The sequence below is a fragment of the Kitasatospora sp. NPDC023385 genome (assembly GCF_055664045.1).
Genome location: NZ_JBVOOL010000012.1, coordinates 31,077 through 47,105, shown reverse-complemented (window position 1 = coordinate 47,105; position 16,029 = coordinate 31,077). Strand labels below are relative to the sequence as shown.

The following is a 16,029-nucleotide window of genomic DNA, read 5'->3' as shown; positions in this document are numbered from 1 at the left end:
AGCCCCCGGTAACGCGCCGCCCGCTAGCCCGATCAGGCCCGGCAGTGGCTGCGTCGCAGGTCATCGTAGGCATTCGAGGTCCGTACGCCCGATCGGGGGATGACCTCGGAGCCTGCCCGTGACGACCCGTCGGACGTGGACGAAGCGGACATTCGGGGTGATCGACTGACGGTGGGTGAGCCGCGCCGCCGCACCTGGACGAGCCCCCGGTGTGCCGTTAAATGTGACCGTGTACTTCGACGCGGCCTCGACGGCCCCTCTGCACCCAGTCGCCCGGCAGGCGCTCACCGCCGCCCTGGACGAGGGCTGGGCCGATCCGGCCCGGCTGTACCGCTCCGGCCGGCAGGCCCGGATGCTGCTGGACGCCGCCCGGGAGACGGTCGCCGCGGTGCTGGGCGCCCGGACCGACGAGATCGCCTTCACCGCGAGCGGGACGCAGGCCGTCCAACTCGGCCTGCTGGGCGCCCTGGCCGGGAACCGGCGGCGCGGCGGCCACCTGGTGCACTCGGCGGTGGAGCACTCCAGCGTGCTCCACGTCGCCGAGCGGCACCAGGACGCGGGCGGCGAGGTCACGGTGGTGCCGGTGGACCGGGGCGGACGGGTCGACCCGGAGTCCTTCGGCGCGCTGCTGCGCCCGGACACCGCACTGGCCGCGCTGCAGAGCGCCAACCACGAGGTGGGGACCGTCCAGCCGGTCGGCGAGGTCGCCGCGCGGTGCGCCGAGGCCGGCGTCCCGCTGCTGGTGGACGCGGCGCAGAGCGCCGGGCGGGTGGACGTCCCGGCCGGCTGGTCACTGCTGACGGCGAGCGCGCACAAGTGGGGCGGCCCGCCCGGGGTCGGGGTACTGGCCGTGCGCAAGGGCGTCCGGTACGCCTCGCCGCTGCCGGCCGACGAGCGCGAGGGCGGCCGGGTGCCCGGCTACGTCAACATCCCGGCGATCGTGGCCGCGGCCGCGTCGCTGCGCGCGGTACGGGCCGGGGCCGAGCAGGAGAACGCCCGGCTGCACGCGCTGGTGGAGCGGATCCGGGCCCGGGTGCCGCAGTTGGTGCCCGAGGTCGAGGTGGTCGGCGACCCGGTGCGGCGGCTGCCGCACATCGTCACCTTCTCCTGCCTGTACGTGGACGGCGAGGTGCTGCTGACCGAGCTGGACCGGGCGGGCTTCGCGGTCTCCTCCGGTTCCTCCTGCACCTCCTCGACGCTGACGCCCAGCCACGTGCTGGCCGCGATGGGGGTGCTCACCGAGGGGAACGTCCGGGTCTCGCTGCCGTACGGGACGGCCGAGGCGGACGTGGAGCGCTTCCTCGCCGTGCTGCCGGAGCTGGTGGCCGGCGTCCGGGCGCCGCTCGGGCTGGACCTCCCGGCGCCGGAGGCGGCTCCCGCGCAGGCCGCGCCGCTGGTGATCGACGCGCTGGGCAAGCGCTGCCCGCTGCCGGTGATCGAGCTGGCGAAGCGGATCGGGGAGGTCTCCCCGGGCGGCACCGTCGTCGTGCTGTCGGACGACGAGGCGGCCCGGCTGGACATCCCCGCCTGGTGCCAGATGCGCGGGCAGGAGTACGCGGGTGAGGCCCCGGCCGCCGACTACGGCGGCGGCCGGGGCTCGGCCTACCTCGTGCGGCGGACTACTTGACCAGGTGCGCGCGGATCTCGGCGCCGGCCTCGGCACCGTAGGCGCCCTCGAAGCGCTTCAGGAAGGCGGCCGGGCGCAGCTCGTACTCCTGGGTGCCGACGGTCTCGATCACCAGGGTGGCGAGCATGCAGCCGAGCTGGGCGGCGCGCTCCAGGTCGAGCTCCCAGGACAGGCCCGCCAGGAAGCCGGCCCGGAAGGCGTCGCCGACGCCGGTCGGGTCGACCTTCGCCTCCTCCTGGGCGCAGCCGACCAGGATCGAGGCCTCGCCCTTGCGGTCGATCCGCACGCCCTTGCTGCCCAGGGTGGTGATCCGGGTGCCGACGCGGGTGAGCAGCTCCTCGGCGTCCCAGCCGGTCTTGGTCTCGATCAGCGCGGCCTCGTACTCGTTGGTGAAGAGGTACGCGGCGCCGTCCACGATCTCGCGGATGTCGTCACCATCCAGGCGGGCCAGCTGCTGGGAGGGGTCGGCGGCGAAGGCGTAGCCGCGGGTGCGGCACTCCTGGGTGTGGCGGACCATGCCCTGCGGGTCGTCGGCGCCGATCAGGACGAGGTCCAGGCCGCCGACGCGGTCGGCGATCGGCTTCAGCTCGATGCTGCGGGCCTCGGCCATGGCGCCGGTGTAGAACGAGGCGATCTGGTTGTGGTCCTCGTCCGTGGTGCACATGAAGCGGGCGGTGTGCCGGGTCTCGGAGATGTGGACGGAGTCGCAGTCCACGTTGTTGCGCTCAAGCCAGCTGCGGTACTCGGCGAAGTCCGCGCCGGCGGCGCCGACCAGAACCGGGCGGAGCCCGAGCACACCCATGCCGAAGGCGATGTTCGGCGCGACGCCGCCGCGGCGGATGTCCAGGGTGTCGACCAGGAACGACAGCGACACGGTGTGCAGCTGCTCGGCGACCAGCTGGTCGGCGAACCGGCCGGGGAACGTCATCAGGTGGTCGGTGGCGATCGAGCCGGCGACGGCGATACGCACGGAAGGTCTCCTCTGGATGGCGGCGGGGCCAACGGGCAGGCGGGGGTGAACCCACTCACGGTACCCGGCGCCGGGGCGGGCTCCGGCAAGAGTGCCGCAAGTTGGCGCCCGCACGGCCATGGTGGCACTCCCTGCCGTCGAACGTGTACTACCTCCGGGTAGCACTGGTGGGCGGGACGAACCCCGGCCTAGGGTCGGCCACAGGAGGCCCGCCGTGCGGGCGGGCCCCGACGTCGGCCGGGGCAGTGCCGCCACGGCCCTTGATCGGAGCGATGCCCGATGGTGACCGAGCACTCCCCGCTGCCCGTCCTGCGGACCGAGGACGGCGAGACCCTCGACGCCCTGGTGGACTCCTCCCGGCGACTGCTCCGGTTCTGGCCGCCGCTGACGGCCGGCCCGGAGCCCGAGGCCGTCGCGTCCGCCGGGTTCCGGATTCCGTCCGGGGCGCAGCGGATGGTCGCGGGAATGGCCGAGTACGGTCTGTGAACCCGGCGGGATCCGAGCGGGAACCGGATCCGTCCGGAGCACGTCACATCCGCGCGGAGCGGCCGAGCAGGCGGCGCCGCTGAGCCCTCGGGAGGATGTGCAGATGGATCTGGAGACGATGCCCCGGCGCGGTCGGCGGGCGGTGGCCCTGGCGAGTCTGGCGCTGGCGGCGGTGATGACGGTGGCCGGTTGCAACGGGGACGGCAAGTCCGCTTCGGACTCGGCGACGGGCACGGCCGGTGCCTCGGCCTCGGCGAGCACCGCCCCGCAGGCCCCGGCGCCCTCTGGCAGCCCGTCCGGGGCGACCGAGCCGGGCAGCCCACCGGACTCCGGCCGACCGGCCCAGCCACCGACCGGCCCCGCCCCCACCCCGGCCTCGCCGGCGCCCGGGCAGCCGGTTCCGGCCACTCCCCCGGGCAACGGGATCGCGCCGGGTGAGCCCAACCCGAACGGTTCGGGCTCGCCCACCCGCCCGCCGGTCGCCTACCGGGTGGACGGCACCACCAAGCTGACCGTGTACTTCTTCGGCGGGGTCTGCACCAAGTACGCGCTGAAGGCGGACGAGTCGCAGCCGGGCCGGGTGGACGTCACGATCGTGTCGGGCCCGCCCGCCGTACAGCCCGGGCAGGTCTGCAACGCGCTGGCCAAGCGGCAGTCGGTGTCGGCCGATCTGCGCTCGCCGCTGGCCGGGCGGACGGTGGTCGACCGGACCAGCGGTCAGGACCTGCCGCTGGAGGCCGACCCGCACGCGGGGCCGGACCCGGTGACCCCGGACGTCGCGGGCCAGTAGGGGCCGCCCGCGGGCGCGCGGACGACGAAAAGGCGGCCCCGGGAGCTCCCGGGGCCGCCTTTCGCAGCGCACTCAGCTGGACTCAGCTGTTTCGCAACCGACTCAGCTGAACGAGTCGCCACAGGCGCAGGAGCCGGTGGCGTTCGGGTTGTCGATGGTGAAGCCCTGCTTCTCGATGGTGTCGACGAAGTCGACGGTGGCGCCACCCAGGTACGGGGCGCTCATCCGGTCGGTGACGACCTTGACACCGCCGAAGTCCTTGAGAACGTCGCCGTCGAGCGAGCGCTCGTCGAAGAACAGCTGGTAACGCAGGCCGGAGCAGCCGCCGGGCTGGACGGCGACGCGCAGCGCGAGGTCCTCGCGGCCTTCCTGCTCCAGCAAGGCCTTGACCTTGGCCGCGGCGGCATCGGTAAGGAGGATGCCACTCTCGACGGTGGTCTCGTCCTGGACGGTCATCTGCTTTCTCCCGGTCTTGACGACGATCTACCGCCAGTGCCAACCAACGGCCGTCCGGTTTCATTTCCCGGGCGGCGATGAATTTCTTCGGCCTGTTCGCGGCTGGTTTTCGGCGGGCCGGGTGTAGCACCCGCGCCCCTACGCTCCCCATGCTCGCACAACCCGGGAGCGACGGGCACCGCCCCGGTCGCGGATCCGGGCGAACCGGCCCCGCGGCGGCCCGCCGGACGCCAGGATGGTTCCCGTGATCCTTCGCCCGGTCAGGGACAGCGCCGCGGACGCGGAGGCCGTCCAGGAGCTGTCCGCCGCCGCGCTCGCCGGCCCCGGCGGGGCCGGCCCCGCGCCGAAGCCGACGCCGCTGCAGGGGGCTCGGACCAGACACCTGGCCCGCACCGACCCCGGGGGCTGCTGGCTGGCGGAGAGCGGCGGGGAACCGGTCGGGGTGGTGCTGTCGATGCGCCGGGAGGGGCTGTGGTCGCCCTCCCTGTACGCCGTGCGGCCGTCCGCCCAGGGCAAGGGCGTCGGGCGGCTGCTGCTGGAACGGGCGGCGGCGCACGCGCGGGGCTGTCTGCGCGGGATGGCCTGCGCCTCGGACTCCCCGGCGGCGGCACGGCGCTACCGGCTGGCCGGGTTCACCCTGCACCCCGCGATGCGGCTGGCCGGGCGGGTGGACCGGACCGGGCTGCTCGACCCCGGCGACATCCCGGTGCACCGCGGCAACGCCACCCACCTGCACCTGCTGGACTCGGTGGACCGGCGGCTGCGCGGATCCGCGCACGGGCCCGACCACGAGCTGATGCTGGGCCACTTCGAGGAGCTGCTGATCGCCGACGCGCTGGCCGGCAGCGGCTACTGCTACCGGGACGGCGGCGCGGTCGAGCTGCTGGCGGCCACCAGCAAGCGGATCGCGGCCCGGCTGCTGCGCGAGGCGCTGGCCCGGGTGCCGGACGGGGTCGAGGCGCGGGTGGAGTTCCTCACCGCCGAGCAGGAGTGGGCGCTGGACGTCGGGCTGGAGGTCGGGCTGACACCGGGGGCCGGCGGCTTCGTCGGGGTGCGCGGGATGCGGCCGCCGATGCCGTACCTGCCGAGCCGGGCGTTCCTGTGAACGGCGCAACCCCCGCCGTGGTACTCGGCAGGGGTTCCGTCGGGCCGACAGCTGAGGCCCCGGCTCGGGCGGTCGCGGCTCAGGCCATGGTGTCTAGGATCTCCCTGACCATCTCCATGGTGGTGCCCGGGTGCAGGAAGGCGAAGCGGGCGACGGTCTCGCCGTCCCAGCCGGTGGGGGTGACGAAGCCGATCTGGTCCGCGAGCAGCTGCTGCGACCAGCGGTAGTAGTCGTCGTTGGTCCAGCCCTTGCGCTTGAAGCAGACCGCCGAGAGCTGCGGGTCGAACAGCAGCTCCAGGTAGTCGCTCTCGCGGATCAGCCGGGCGGTGTCCCGGGCGAGGGTGAGGCCGGCCTCGATGGCGTCGGTGTAGGCCTGGACGCCGTGCACGGCCAGCGAGAACCAGAGCGGCAGGCCGCGGGCGCGCCGGGTCAGGTGGTAGGCGTAGTCGGTGGGGTTCCACTCGTCGCCCTCGGTGTGCAGGACGTCCAGGTAGGAGGCGTCCTGGGTGTGCACGGCGCGGGCGAGCTGCGGGTTGCGGTAGACCAGCGCGGCGCAGTCGAAGGGGGCGAACAGCCACTTGTGCGGGTCGACCACGAAGGAGTCGGCGTGCTCGATGCCGTTGTAGCGCTCGCGCACCGAGGGGGCGAAGAGGCCCGCGCCGCCGTAGGCGCCGTCCACGTGGAACCACAGCCCGCGCTCGCGGGCGACCTCGGCCAGGCCCGCGAGGTCGTCGATGATGCCCTCGTTGGTGGTGCCGGCGGTGCCGACGACGGCGATCACCGTCTCGGGGTTCGGGTCGGCGGCGAGCGCGGCGCGCAGGGCCTCGCCGGTGAACTGCCGGTTGACGGTCGGGACCTTGAAGGCCTCGACGCCGATGATGTTGAAGGTGTTCTTGACCGAGGAGTGCACCTGGTCGGCGACGGCGATCCGCAGCCGGGCCTCCGGACCGACGCCGAGGCGGCGGCGGGCGGTGTCGCGGGCGACCACGAGGGCGGACAGGTTGCCCGCCGAGCCGCCGGAGACGAAGGTGCCGCCGGCCGTCTCGGGCATGCGCGCGCGGTCGGCGATCAGGCGCAGCACCTGGTTCTCGGCGGCGATCGCGCCGGCCGCCTCCAGCCAGGAGATGCCCTGCAGCGAGGCGCAGGAGACGACCATGTCGAACAGCAGCGCGGCCTTGGTCGGGGCGCACGGGATGAAGGACAGGTAGCGCGGGCTGTCGGCGGAGATGACGGCGCGGGACAGCTCGTGGTCGTAGAGCTTGAGCACGTCGACCGGGTTGTTGCCGTCCTGGTTCAGCAGGCCGGACAGCTGGGTGCGCAGGTGCTCGCCGTCACCGGGGTGGTCGAGCGGGACGGGGTCGTACTGCAGCCGCTCCCGCATGTAGTCGAAAACCAGGTCGACGAGTTCGTTGTCGGGCCGGTGCATGCGGTCGGGGGCTGCGGACACGGCTGGTCCCTCTCGGCTGTGGGGTGTGGGGTGGCGGGGTGGGGATCCGGCCCGGTCGGCGGGGAGTCTTCACCGCGATGACCGGACGTGATCAGCGTAGGCAGCCGGAGTGCTTCGCCGCGCGTCGGAACACGGCTGGTCAGGCAGGTTTCGAGCGTCTTCGGACGTGCCCGCGCAGGTTTCCTGCGTACGGCTGCGTACGGCTGGGAGGTCAGCCGATGAGCTGGGAGAGGACCACCGAGGAGCGGCTGCGCTGGACGCCGGGCTCGCGTCGGATGCGCTCGATGACGGCCTCCAGGTGGCGCATGTCGGCGGCTCTCAGGTGGACCAGGGCGTCCGGGTCGCCGGTGACCGTCCAGGCGGCGACCACCTCGGGGAACTGGCGCAGGCTGGCGAGGATCTCCTCGGGGGCGGTGCGCTCGCGGCAGTAGACCTCGACGAAGGCCTCGGTCTGCCAGCCGAGGACGGACGGGTCCAGCACCACGGTGAAGCCCCGCACCACGCCGCGCGCCCGGAGCCGGTCGATCCGGCGGCGCACGGCGGTGGCGGAGAGGTTCACCTGCAGGCCGATCTCGGCGTACGAGGCGCGGCCGTCGCGGCCGAGGCGGGCGAGGAGGAGCCGGTCGGTCTCGTCCAGGTCGGCCCCGACCACCTCGTGCGCTCGGCTGCTGGTCATCGGTGCGGGGCTCCACGGGTCGTACGCGGGGTTCGGCGGGGCGTCCTGGCGATGGCCACCAGTGCCGAAACGGTTCGCCACCATTCTGGCGGATGACCTGGGCGAGTTCACCGCCGATGGATGACGGGCGGGCGACCGTCAGTCCACGAGCAGGACGATCTTGCCCCGGGTGCGCCCCTCCGCGCTGAGCGCCTGGGCGGATGCGGCCTGGGCCAGCGGGAAGGTGGAGGCGACGGTGACGGTCAGCCGGCCGTCGTCGGCGAGGGCGGCCAGCTCGGCGAGGCCCTGGGCGTCCGGGCGGACCCAGACGTACCGGCCGCCGAGGGCCTTGACCCCGAAGTCGGTGACCGAGGCGATCCGGCCCGGGTCGGCCACCAGGCCCGCCGAGACCTGGACGGCGCCGCGGCCGACCAGGTCGAGGGCCGCGTCCACCCCGTCGGGGGCGAGCGCGCGGACCCGGTCGGCCAGGCCCTCGCCGTAGCCGACCGGCTCGGCGCCCAGGCCGCGCAGGTAGTCGTGGTTGCGCTCGGCCGCGGTGCCGATCACCCGGGCGCCGAAGGCCCGGGCCAGCTGCACGGCCAGATGGCCGACCCCGCCCGCCGCGGCGTGCACCAGGACGGTCTCCCCCGCGGTCAGCCGCAGCGCCCGCAGGCCCTGCAGGGCGGTGAGCCCGGCCAGTGGCAGGCCGCCGGACTGGGCCCAGTCCAGCGCGGCCGGCTTGCGGGCGAGGGTGCGGACCGGGGCGGAGACCAGCTCGGCGTAGGTGCCGTGCTCGACGGCGTCCTTGCGGACGCAGCCGTACACCTCGTCGCCCGGGGCGAACTCGGTGACCCCGCCGCCGACCGCGCGGACCACGCCGGCCACGTCCCAGCCCAGGACCAGCGGGAAGTGCGCGTCGAGCAGGCCGTCCAGGGCGCCGTCCCGGACCTTCCAGTCCACCGGGTTCACCCCCGCCGCCCGGACTTCCACCAGCACCGAGTCCGGGCCGACCTTGGGGTCGGGCAGATCGGTGTACTCGACCACCTCGGGGCCGCCGTAGCGGTTGATCGCGATTGCTTTCATGGCCCAGCCATACCCGGCGGCTTCGAAGTATCGATTCGGCTACGCCAGGTCCCCTCAAATCGGTCAATCGCGCTCGCGAGGGTCCGATTCGGCAAGCGGTTCTCGTCACATCGACAGGATGGCCATCGTCACTGCGGCGGCGACCGGTTATGATAGATAGCGTCAGTTAGACGAAAAGGCTTCACCGCTCGCTCGGCCGCACAGAAGGGCACTCGCCCGTGACCACCACCATCACCGAGACCTCCGGCGTCGACCCCACTCCGACGCCGCTCGCTCTGCTGCTGCTCGGCCGCGAGGCCGACCCGAACAGCGAGCGCGGCGTCGAGTGCCCCGGTGACCTCCCCCCGGCCTCCGACCCCCACCTCGTCGAGCGCGCCCGAGCGGCCAAGGCCGCACTCGGAGACCGCGTCTTCATCCTCGGCCACCACTACCAGCGCGACGAGGTGATCGAGTTCGCCGACGTCACCGGCGACTCCTTCAAGCTCGCCCGCGACGCGGCGGCCCGCCCCGAGGCCGAGTACATCGTCTTCTGCGGCGTGCACTTCATGGCCGAGTCCGCCGACATCCTCACCGGCGACGCCCAGCAGGTCATCCTGCCGGACCTCGCGGCCGGCTGCTCGATGGCCGACATGGCCACCGCCGAGCAGGTCGCCGAGTGCTGGGACGTGCTGACCGACGCCGGCGTAGCCGACGTGACCGTCCCGGTCTCGTACATGAACTCCTCCGCCGACATCAAGGCCTTCACCGGCCGGCACGGCGGCACCATCTGCACCTCCTCCAACGCCAAGCGCGCGCTGGAGTGGGCGTTCGAGCAGGGCCAGAAGGTGCTCTTCCTGCCCGACCAGCACCTCGGCCGCAACACCGCGGTGCGCGACCTGGGCCTCTCGCTGGACGACTGCGTCGTCTACAACCCGCACCGGCCGAACGGCGGCCTGACCGCCGAGCAGCTGCGGAACGCCAAGATGATCCTCTGGCGCGGCCACTGCTCGGTGCACGGCCGGTTCAGCCTGGACTCGGTGAACGACGTCCGTGAGCGGATCCCCGGCGTGACCGTCCTGGTGCACCCCGAGTGCCGGCACGAGGTCGTCGCGGCCGCCGACCTGGTGGGCTCGACCGAGTACATCATCAAGGCACTGGACGCCGCCGAGCCCGGCTCCAAGTGGGCCATCGGCACCGAGCTGAACCTCGTCCGCCGACTGGCCAAGGCGCACCCGGACAAGGAGATCGTCTTCCTGGACCGTGCTGTCTGCTTCTGCTCGACCATGAACCGGATCGACCTGCCGCACCTGGTCTGGGCGCTGGAGTCGCTGGTCGACGGCCGGGTGCCGAACGTGATCACCGTCGACCCGGAGACCGAGAAGTACGCCAAGGCCGCGCTGGACCGGATGCTGGCCCTGCCGTAGCCGTAGCCCCGGCACCGTACGACTGAGGGCGGGCCTCTCCCACCGGAGAGGGCCCGCCCTTTCGTCTGGCAGCAGCCGCAGCGTCACGGCGTCATGACGTCACTCCGGGAAGCCCGGGATCACGCCCTCGCCTTCGGCCATCAGCAGTTCGCGGACCTCGTCGATCGACGCGTCGGCGCTCGGCAGGATCAGCTCGGACGGCTCCAGCGAATCCAGCGGCACCGGGGTGCCGTACTGCTTCACCGCGTCCAGCAGCTTGCCGTAGGCCTGGCGGAAGAGCTCGTCGTCCCCCGAGTCCACTGCGGCGACGAGCTCGGCGTCGAGCTCGTTGAGCAGGTTCAGATGGGCCTCGCCCACCTCGTACTGCCCCTCACCCATGACCCTCATGATCATGCCGTGCGTCTCCCTGGTTCGTGGGGTCGAGCTCAGATCACTTGTTGTAGTTGATGCGCGGAGTGTCCTGCTGCGGCTGCGGCTGGGCCTCCGGCTTGCCCTGCTCGATCGCGGCCGGGCCGGACGAGGGGCCGCCCGACAGCTCGGCCTTCATCCGGGCGAGCTCCAGCTCGACGTCGGACCCGCCGGCGACCCGCTCCAGCTCGGCCTCGATGTCGTCCTTGCGGCCGAGACCACTGGCGTCGTCGAGCGCGCCCGAGGCGAGCAGCTCGTCGATCGCGCCGGCCCGGGCCTGCATCTGCGCCGTCTTGTCCTCAGCCCGCTGGATGGCCAGGCCGACGTCGCCCATCTCCTCCGAGATGCCCGAGAACGACTCGGCGATGCGGGTCTGCGCCTGGGCGGCGGTGTAGGTCGCCTTGATGGTCTCCTTCTTGGTACGGAAGGCGTCCACCTTGGCCTGCAGCCGCTGGGAGGCGAGGGTGAGCTTCTCCTCCTCGGCCTGCAACTGCTGGTACTGCGTCTCCAGATCGGTGATCTGGGACTGCATGTTCGCCTTGCGGGTCAGCGCCTCGCGCGCGAGATCCTCCCGGCCGAGCGACAGCGCCTTGCGGCCCTGGTCCTCGTACTTGGCCGACTGCTGCTGGAGCTGGGTCAGCTGGAGTTCGAGGCGCTTGCGCGAGGTCGCGACGTCCGCGACACCACGCCGTACCTTCTGCAGCAGTTCGAGCTGCTTCTGGTAGGAGTAGTCAAGCGTCTCACGCGGATCCTCCGCCCGATCCAAGGCCTTGTTCGCCTTGGAGCGGAAGATCAGCCCCATACGCTTCATGATTCCGTCGCTCATGGGCCTCGGGTGCCCCCTTCTCCGGCCTGCGGTCTCTATCTCGTTACCAGACACGACGAGTGTATGTGCAGCGAGCCCGTCGCCGCAGTGCACCTGCCTGCAACAAGACTGCTACAGCGACCGGCGGCGTTTCGTCCTCCCCGGGGTGGATCCGCCTCTCATCCCCCCCATCGTCCATCCGATCGATCCCCTACGGGAAGCCCCCGGGAATCCCGGGTCGGACGACCGCCCCGCGGTATCGATATGCCTTCGGTTCCGAGGTCGCCCGTGGAAGCCCCGCCGCACCCCGTACGCTGGGGGTGTGTTCCGACGCCGTTCAGATGATGCCGCCGCCTCCGCCACCGTGCTGGAGAAGCAGGACGAGATGACCCAGGGCCGCCACCCGCAGGCCAAGAAGGGCCGCCCCACCCCCAAGCGCAGCGAGGCCCAGGCCGGCCGGCGTACCAGGGTGACGGTGCCCAAGGACCGCAAGGAGGCCGCCCGCCAGGCCCGCGACCGGATGCGCAGCGAACGCGAGAAGCAGCGCCAGGCGCTGGTGGACGGCGACGAGCGCCACCTGCCGGCCCGCGACAAGGGACCGGTGCGCAGGTTCGCCCGCAACTACGTGGACGCCCGCTGGTCGCTCGCCGAGTTCTTCCTCCCGGCCGCCGTGGTCATCCTGGTGCTCAGCATCATCAAGGTGTCGAGCGTGCAGGCGCTCTCCACGCTGCTGTTCCTGCTGTTCTTCGTCCTGGTGATCCTCGACTTCGTCCGCCTCGGCTTCGGCCTGCGCAAGCAGCTCGCCGAGCGCTTCCCGAACGAGAACACCCGCGGCACGATCGCCTACGGCATCATGCGCACCCTGCAGATGCGCCGGCTGCGCCTGCCCAAGCCGCAGGTGCGGCGCGGAGAGAAGCCCTGACCGCCGAACCGGTCGACTCCGGCTGGGCCCCGCCTTCCTGGGAGGGGCCCGGCCTGTACGCGCTCCCGGGACAGGGCGCCGGCGGCCACGACCGGCTGGGCCAGGAACGCCGGCTGCCCTCCCGCAGCGGATCCTTCGCCGGCGGCACCGGCGCCTGGCTGGAGCGGCTCGGCGGACTGCGCAACTTCGTCCGCCAGGAGCTCGTCGCCCGTCAGCTCGCCGAACAGCTGACCGGCCGCAGCGCCCAGCGCGTCCTCGACATCGGCTGCGGCCAGGGCACCCAGGCGCTGCGCCTGGCCCGGGCCGGCCACTACGTCACCGGGCTCGACTCGGACCCGGTCTCGCTCGGCGTCGCCCAGGGGGCGCTCGCCGAGGAGCCGCCGGAGGTCCGCGGCCGACTGCAGCTGCTCAGCGGCGACGGCCACCAGTGCGGGCGCTGGTTCGGCCCGCGCAGCTTCGACGTGGTGCTCTGCCACGGCGTCCTGATGTACCTGCCCGACCCGGACCCGATGATCGCCTCGCTGGCCCGGCTGCTGGCACCCGGCGGGCTGCTCTCGCTGCTGGTCCGCAACCGGGACGCGCTCGCCCTGCGGCCCGCCGCCACCGGTGACTGGCGGGCCGCCCTGCACGCCTTCGAGAGCGACCGCTACTACAACCGGCTCGGACTGGCCGCCCGGGCCGACCGGCTCGCCGACCTCTCCGTCACCCTCTCCGAGGTGGCGGTGCCGGTCCGGCACTGGTACGGCGTGCGGGTCTTCACCGACAACGCCCCCGACGACGCGGCCCCGCCGGTCGACGGGCGGCAGCTGGCCCAACTGCTGGAGGCCGAGGACCGGGCCGGCCGCACCGACCCGTACCGGCAGGTCGCCGCGCTGCTGCACGTCGTCGGGGCGAAGTAGGGGAGGGCGCAGCCGCCGGGGCTACTCCTCGTGCAGGCTCATCGCGTAGACGACCCGGTCGTCCTCCAGCAGCACCGCCGTGTCGACGCCGTCCTCCGCGAGCTGCTTCCAGCTCTCGCCGATCCAGGTCTCGGCGTCCCCCTGGCCGGCGAACTCCTCCTGGCTGCCGCTGGGCGTCACCGCGCTGCCGTCCGCCTTCTCGTACCGCCACGTCCACGCCATGCCCGGCTCCTCCCACTGACGACACTGCCTGTGTTGCTGCGCACCTTAGCCTGCCCGGCCCGATCTTCCGTATGCCTGGTCGGGCAGGATGGGCGGCATGGCGACCCACCCCCCGCTCCCCCGCACGCTGCTGCTCGGCGGCGCCCGTTCCGGCAAGTCCACCCGGGCCGAACAGCTGCTCGCCGACCACCCGGACGTCCTGTACGTGGCCACCGGCGGCACCCGGGACGGCGACGCCGAGTGGGCCCAGCGGGTCGCCCTGCACCGCGAGCGGCGGCCGGCGAGCTGGCGCACCGCCGAGAGCTGCGACCTGGAGGCCGTACTGGCCGACCGCGCCGACCCCGCGCCGGTGCTGATCGACTGTCTGGCGCTGTGGCTGACCGCGGTGATGGACGAGTGCGACGCCTGGGACGACGACGCCTGGGCGGACCGGGCCGAGGCCGCCGTGCAGCGGCGCTGCGAGGCGCTGGCGACGGCCTGGGCGGCCACCGGCCGGACCGTCGTCGCGGTGAGCAACGAGGTCGGCATGGGAGTCGTCCCGGCCACCGCCGCCGGGCGCCGCTTCCGCGACACCCTGGGCCGGCTCAACATGGCCGTGGCGGACGCCTCCGAGCGCGTCCTGCTGGTGGTGGCCGGGCAGGTGCTGACCATCAAGCCGGACGTCAAGCCAGCCGCGGGCTGAACACCTTCGGCGTGTAGCCTTCCGGACGATGGACACGACCGTGGATCTCGATACGTTCTCCTCGCTCGTCGAGCGCCCCGACGAGAGCGCCCGGCGGGCCGCCGACGAACGCTGGCAGGCCGCCGACCGACCGCGCGGCGGGCTCGGCAAGCTGGAGGAGCTGGGCAGTTGGCTGGCCTCCGTACAGGGGCGCTCCCCGGTGCGGCCGGTCTCCGCGCCCAAGGTGCTGCTGTTCGCCGCCGACCACGGCGTGGCCGCGCTCGGCGTCTCCCGGATGCCCGCCGAGGGCGGCACCGCGGCCCGGGTGCGGGCCGTGCTGGACGGCACCGCGCCGGTGGCCCGGCTGGCCGCGCGCTACGGCGCGGAGGTGCGGGTCGTCGACGTCGCGGTGGACACCGACCCGGCCGACTTCCCGGACGACGTGGTCGCCCACCGGATCCGGCGCGGCTCCGGACGGATCGACGTCGAGGACGCGCTCACCCCGGAGGAGACCGCCCGGGCCTTCCGGGCCGGCATGGCCGTCGCCGACGAGGAGGCCGACGCCGGCACCGACCTGGTCCTGCTCGGCGACCTCGGGGTCGGCTCCACCACGGTGGCCGGCGTCCTGGTCGGCGCGCTGTGCGGCACGGACGCCGCGGCCGTCACCGGGCGCGGCTCGGGGATCGACGACCGGGTGTGGATGGTCAAGTGCGCCACCATCCGGGACTCGCTGCGGCGGGCCCGGCCGGTGCTCGGCGACCAGCTGGCACTGCTCGGCGCCACCGGCGGGGCCGACTTCGCGGCGATCACCGGTTTCCTGTTGCAGGCGGCCGTACGACGGCTGCCGGTGGTCCTGGACGGCGTGGTCGCCGCGGCCTGCGCCCTGGTCGCGCAGCGGATCGCCTTCCGGGCCCCGGAGTGGTGGCGGGCCGGGCAGTCCAGCGGCGAGCCGGCGCAGGCGAAGGCGTACGACCGGCTGACCCTGACGCCGCTGCAGGACCAGGGGATCACCATGGGCGAGGGCGTCGGCGCGCTGCTGGCGCTGCCGCTGCTGCAGGCGGCGGGCGACGCGCTCGCGGACGAGGCGCCGACGCCGTACGTGCCGGCGGCGCCGAAGGAGCAGCCGAGGCTGCCCTCGGCGGCGGACCTGCTGCGGAAGCTGTAGGCGGGCCGTCTGCGGCGGGCCCGGCGCGACCGGCGGCCCGCGGGTTGCTTCGCGGTGCGGTTCAGCGGTGCGGTTGAGGAGTGAGGGCGATGGCGGACCCCGGTGATCGGGCCACCTGGGAGGACGGGCTGCGGTTCGGGTTCGGCACCCTGTCCGTGCTGCGGGTGCGGGTCCACCGGTGGGACCGGGCGGCGGGGTCGCGGGCGATGGTGACGGCTCCCGCGGTGGGGCTGGCGCTGGGGGCCGCGGCGGCCGGCGCGGGAGCGCTGGTGGCCTGGCGGGGCGGCGGCCTGCTCGGGGCGGTGGCGGCGGTGGCGGTGCTCGCCGGGCTGACCCGGGGGCTGCACCTGGACGGCCTGGCGGACGTCGCCGACGGCCTGGGCAGCGGGAAGCCGGCCGAGGACGCGCTGCGCATCATGAAGCAGTCCGACATCGGCCCCTTCGGCGTCCTCGCCCTCGTCCTCGTGCTGCTGGCCCAGATCGCCGCGCTGGCCGGGCAGTTCGGGCACTCGACGCTGCGCGGCGCCCTCGCGGTGCTCGCCTCGGCGACGGCCGCCCGGTGCGCGCTCGCCTGGGGCTGCCTGCGGTCGGTGCCGGCCGCCCGGCCGGGCGGGCTGGGCGCGATGGTGGCGGGCACCGTGACACCCGCCGGGGCGGCCGCGGGGACGGCCGGCTCGGCACTCATCCTGGCCGCGCTCGGACTGTTCGACGGATGGTCAGCCCTTCGCCTGCCGCTGGCGGTTGTGCTCGGGGCGGGCTGCGCCCGGCTGCTGCTGGGGCGGTGCGTCCGGCGGCTCGGCGGGATCACCGGGGACGTGCTCGGGGCGATGGCCGAGACCGCCGCGACCGGCACGCTGTTCGCCCTGGCGTTGCTCGGCTGATACCGGGCGGCGCGTGATCCCACCATGCGGACTACCATGCGTGG

The 16,029-nt window shown here is 73.6% G+C and carries 17 protein-coding genes and 1 pseudogene; 10 read left to right on the top strand and 8 right to left on the bottom strand.

Features of this window, described 5'->3' with window-relative positions; translation table 11 throughout:
* The first annotated feature begins 229 nt into the window (after positions 1-229).
* On the top strand, positions 230-1,627 hold the full coding sequence (locus AC0B61_RS19890; RefSeq protein WP_471742013.1) for an aminotransferase class V-fold PLP-dependent enzyme: 1,398 nt from the start codon (positions 230-232) through the stop codon (positions 1,625-1,627).
* Here the strand turns inward: AC0B61_RS19890 and AC0B61_RS19885 are convergent.
* Positions 1,620-2,597 carry a carbohydrate kinase family protein gene (locus tag AC0B61_RS19885; protein ID WP_471742012.1) on the bottom strand — a complete coding sequence of 326 codons (978 nt, stop codon included), beginning with the start codon at positions 2,595-2,597 and terminating at the stop codon, positions 1,620-1,622. The genes AC0B61_RS19890 and AC0B61_RS19885 overlap by 8 nt on opposite strands.
* Positions 2,598-2,876: 279 nt before the next feature.
* Here AC0B61_RS19885 and AC0B61_RS19880 point away from each other — a divergent pair, with 279 nt between their 5' ends.
* Together AC0B61_RS19880 and AC0B61_RS19875 are read left to right on the top strand one after the other, a co-directional pair.
* Positions 2,877-3,083: a hypothetical protein gene (locus AC0B61_RS19880; RefSeq protein ID WP_471742011.1), complete on the top strand. Its 207-nt coding sequence runs from the start codon at positions 2,877-2,879 to the stop codon at positions 3,081-3,083.
* A 103-nt stretch (positions 3,084-3,186) separates the two neighbouring features.
* On the top strand, positions 3,187-3,873 hold the full coding sequence (locus tag AC0B61_RS19875; RefSeq protein WP_471742010.1) for a hypothetical protein: 687 nt from the start codon (positions 3,187-3,189) through the stop codon (positions 3,871-3,873).
* Between the two features lie 102 nt (positions 3,874-3,975).
* On the opposite strand, the gene AC0B61_RS19870 is transcribed toward AC0B61_RS19875, so the two are convergent.
* The gene (locus AC0B61_RS19870) at positions 3,976-4,329 is read right to left on the bottom strand and encodes an iron-sulfur cluster assembly accessory protein (RefSeq protein WP_375892557.1); all 354 of its coding nucleotides are present in this window, start codon (positions 4,327-4,329) and stop codon (positions 3,976-3,978) included.
* 244 nt (positions 4,330-4,573) lie between these two features.
* Between AC0B61_RS19870 and AC0B61_RS19865 the strand changes: the two genes are divergently transcribed.
* Positions 4,574-5,434 carry a GNAT family N-acetyltransferase gene (locus tag AC0B61_RS19865; RefSeq protein WP_471742009.1) on the top strand — a complete coding sequence of 287 codons (861 nt, stop codon included), beginning with the start codon at positions 4,574-4,576 and terminating at the stop codon, positions 5,432-5,434.
* Positions 5,435-5,513: 79 nt separating this feature from the next.
* Here AC0B61_RS19865 and AC0B61_RS19860 read toward each other — a convergent pair whose 3' ends face one another.
* The 3 genes from AC0B61_RS19860 to AC0B61_RS19850 form a co-directional block, all read right to left on the bottom strand.
* Positions 5,514-6,881, bottom strand: coding sequence for a pyridoxal phosphate-dependent decarboxylase family protein (locus tag AC0B61_RS19860; RefSeq protein ID WP_471742008.1), 1,368 nt, complete (start codon positions 6,879-6,881; stop codon positions 5,514-5,516).
* Positions 6,882-7,092: 211 nt separating this feature from the next.
* The gene (locus tag AC0B61_RS19855) at positions 7,093-7,557 is read right to left on the bottom strand and encodes an Lrp/AsnC family transcriptional regulator (RefSeq protein WP_400472216.1); all 465 of its coding nucleotides are present in this window, start codon (positions 7,555-7,557) and stop codon (positions 7,093-7,095) included.
* Positions 7,558-7,695: 138 nt separating this feature from the next.
* Positions 7,696-8,619, bottom strand: coding sequence for an NADP-dependent oxidoreductase (locus AC0B61_RS19850; protein ID WP_471742007.1), 924 nt, complete (start codon positions 8,617-8,619; stop codon positions 7,696-7,698).
* A gap of 218 nt (positions 8,620-8,837) precedes the next feature.
* On the opposite strand from AC0B61_RS19850, the gene nadA reads away from it, so the two are divergent.
* A complete protein-coding gene (gene nadA, locus AC0B61_RS19845; protein ID WP_471742006.1) occupies positions 8,838-10,022 on the top strand; it encodes a quinolinate synthase NadA in 1,185 nt (394 codons plus the stop codon).
* Between the two features lie 99 nt (positions 10,023-10,121).
* Here the strand turns inward: nadA and pspAA are convergent, their stop codons facing one another.
* Both pspAA and AC0B61_RS19835 read right to left on the bottom strand, forming a co-directional pair.
* A complete protein-coding gene (gene pspAA / locus AC0B61_RS19840) occupies positions 10,122-10,415 on the bottom strand; it encodes a PspA-associated protein PspAA (RefSeq protein WP_471742005.1) in 294 nt (97 codons plus the stop codon).
* A 37-nt stretch (positions 10,416-10,452) separates the two neighbouring features.
* Positions 10,453-11,256: a PspA/IM30 family protein gene (locus tag AC0B61_RS19835; RefSeq protein ID WP_471742004.1), complete on the bottom strand. Its 804-nt coding sequence runs from the start codon at positions 11,254-11,256 to the stop codon at positions 10,453-10,455.
* Positions 11,257-11,557: 301 nt separating this feature from the next.
* Here AC0B61_RS19835 and AC0B61_RS19830 point away from each other — a divergent pair, with 301 nt between their 5' ends.
* Entirely contained in the window at positions 11,558-12,157 is a 600-nt protein-coding gene (locus AC0B61_RS19830; protein ID WP_471742003.1) for a DUF3043 domain-containing protein, read from the top strand.
* A 158-nt stretch (positions 12,158-12,315) separates the two neighbouring features.
* The gene (locus tag AC0B61_RS19825; RefSeq protein ID WP_471742185.1) at positions 12,316-13,056 is read left to right on the top strand and encodes a methyltransferase domain-containing protein; all 741 of its coding nucleotides are present in this window, start codon (positions 12,316-12,318) and stop codon (positions 13,054-13,056) included.
* Between the two features lie 21 nt (positions 13,057-13,077).
* On the opposite strand, the gene AC0B61_RS19820 is transcribed toward AC0B61_RS19825, so the two are convergent.
* Entirely contained in the window at positions 13,078-13,278 is a 201-nt protein-coding gene (locus AC0B61_RS19820; protein ID WP_471742002.1) for a hypothetical protein, read from the bottom strand.
* A gap of 106 nt (positions 13,279-13,384) precedes the next feature.
* Between AC0B61_RS19820 and cobU the strand changes: the two are divergent.
* From cobU to AC0B61_RS19805, 3 genes and pseudogenes are all read left to right on the top strand, one after another.
* Positions 13,385-13,960, top strand: a pseudogene (gene cobU, locus AC0B61_RS19815) (bifunctional adenosylcobinamide kinase/adenosylcobinamide-phosphate guanylyltransferase); the annotation flags it as partial.
* A 28-nt stretch (positions 13,961-13,988) separates the two neighbouring features.
* Positions 13,989-15,104 carry a nicotinate-nucleotide--dimethylbenzimidazole phosphoribosyltransferase gene (locus AC0B61_RS19810; RefSeq protein WP_471742001.1) on the top strand — a complete coding sequence of 372 codons (1,116 nt, stop codon included), beginning with the start codon at positions 13,989-13,991 and terminating at the stop codon, positions 15,102-15,104.
* Between the two features lie 89 nt (positions 15,105-15,193).
* Entirely contained in the window at positions 15,194-15,985 is a 792-nt protein-coding gene (locus AC0B61_RS19805; protein ID WP_471742000.1) for an adenosylcobinamide-GDP ribazoletransferase, read from the top strand.
* The last annotated feature ends 44 nt before the right edge of the window (positions 15,986-16,029 follow it).

Excerpts from the sequence above, each read along its gene's own strand:
- AC0B61_RS19880 (WP_471742011.1), top strand. The coding sequence starts at position 2,877 with ATGGTGACCGAGCACTCCCCGCTGCCCGTCCTGCGGACCGAGGACGGC.
- AC0B61_RS19875 (WP_471742010.1), top strand. The coding sequence starts at position 3,187 with ATGGATCTGGAGACGATGCCCCGGCGCGGTCGGCGGGCGGTGGCCCTG.
- AC0B61_RS19870 (WP_375892557.1), bottom strand. The coding sequence starts at position 4,329 with ATGACCGTCCAGGACGAGACCACCGTCGAGAGTGGCATCCTCCTTACC.
- AC0B61_RS19855 (WP_400472216.1), bottom strand. The coding sequence starts at position 7,557 with ATGACCAGCAGCCGAGCGCACGAGGTGGTCGGGGCCGACCTGGACGAG.
- AC0B61_RS19850 (WP_471742007.1), bottom strand. The coding sequence starts at position 8,619 with ATGAAAGCAATCGCGATCAACCGCTACGGCGGCCCCGAGGTGGTCGAG.
- pspAA (WP_471742005.1), bottom strand. The coding sequence starts at position 10,415 with ATGATCATGAGGGTCATGGGTGAGGGGCAGTACGAGGTGGGCGAGGCC.
- AC0B61_RS19835 (WP_471742004.1), bottom strand. The coding sequence starts at position 11,256 with ATGAGCGACGGAATCATGAAGCGTATGGGGCTGATCTTCCGCTCCAAG.
- AC0B61_RS19820 (WP_471742002.1), bottom strand. The coding sequence starts at position 13,278 with ATGGCGTGGACGTGGCGGTACGAGAAGGCGGACGGCAGCGCGGTGACG.
- AC0B61_RS19810 (WP_471742001.1), top strand. The coding sequence starts at position 13,989 with ATGGACACGACCGTGGATCTCGATACGTTCTCCTCGCTCGTCGAGCGC.
- AC0B61_RS19805 (WP_471742000.1), top strand. The coding sequence starts at position 15,194 with ATGGCGGACCCCGGTGATCGGGCCACCTGGGAGGACGGGCTGCGGTTC.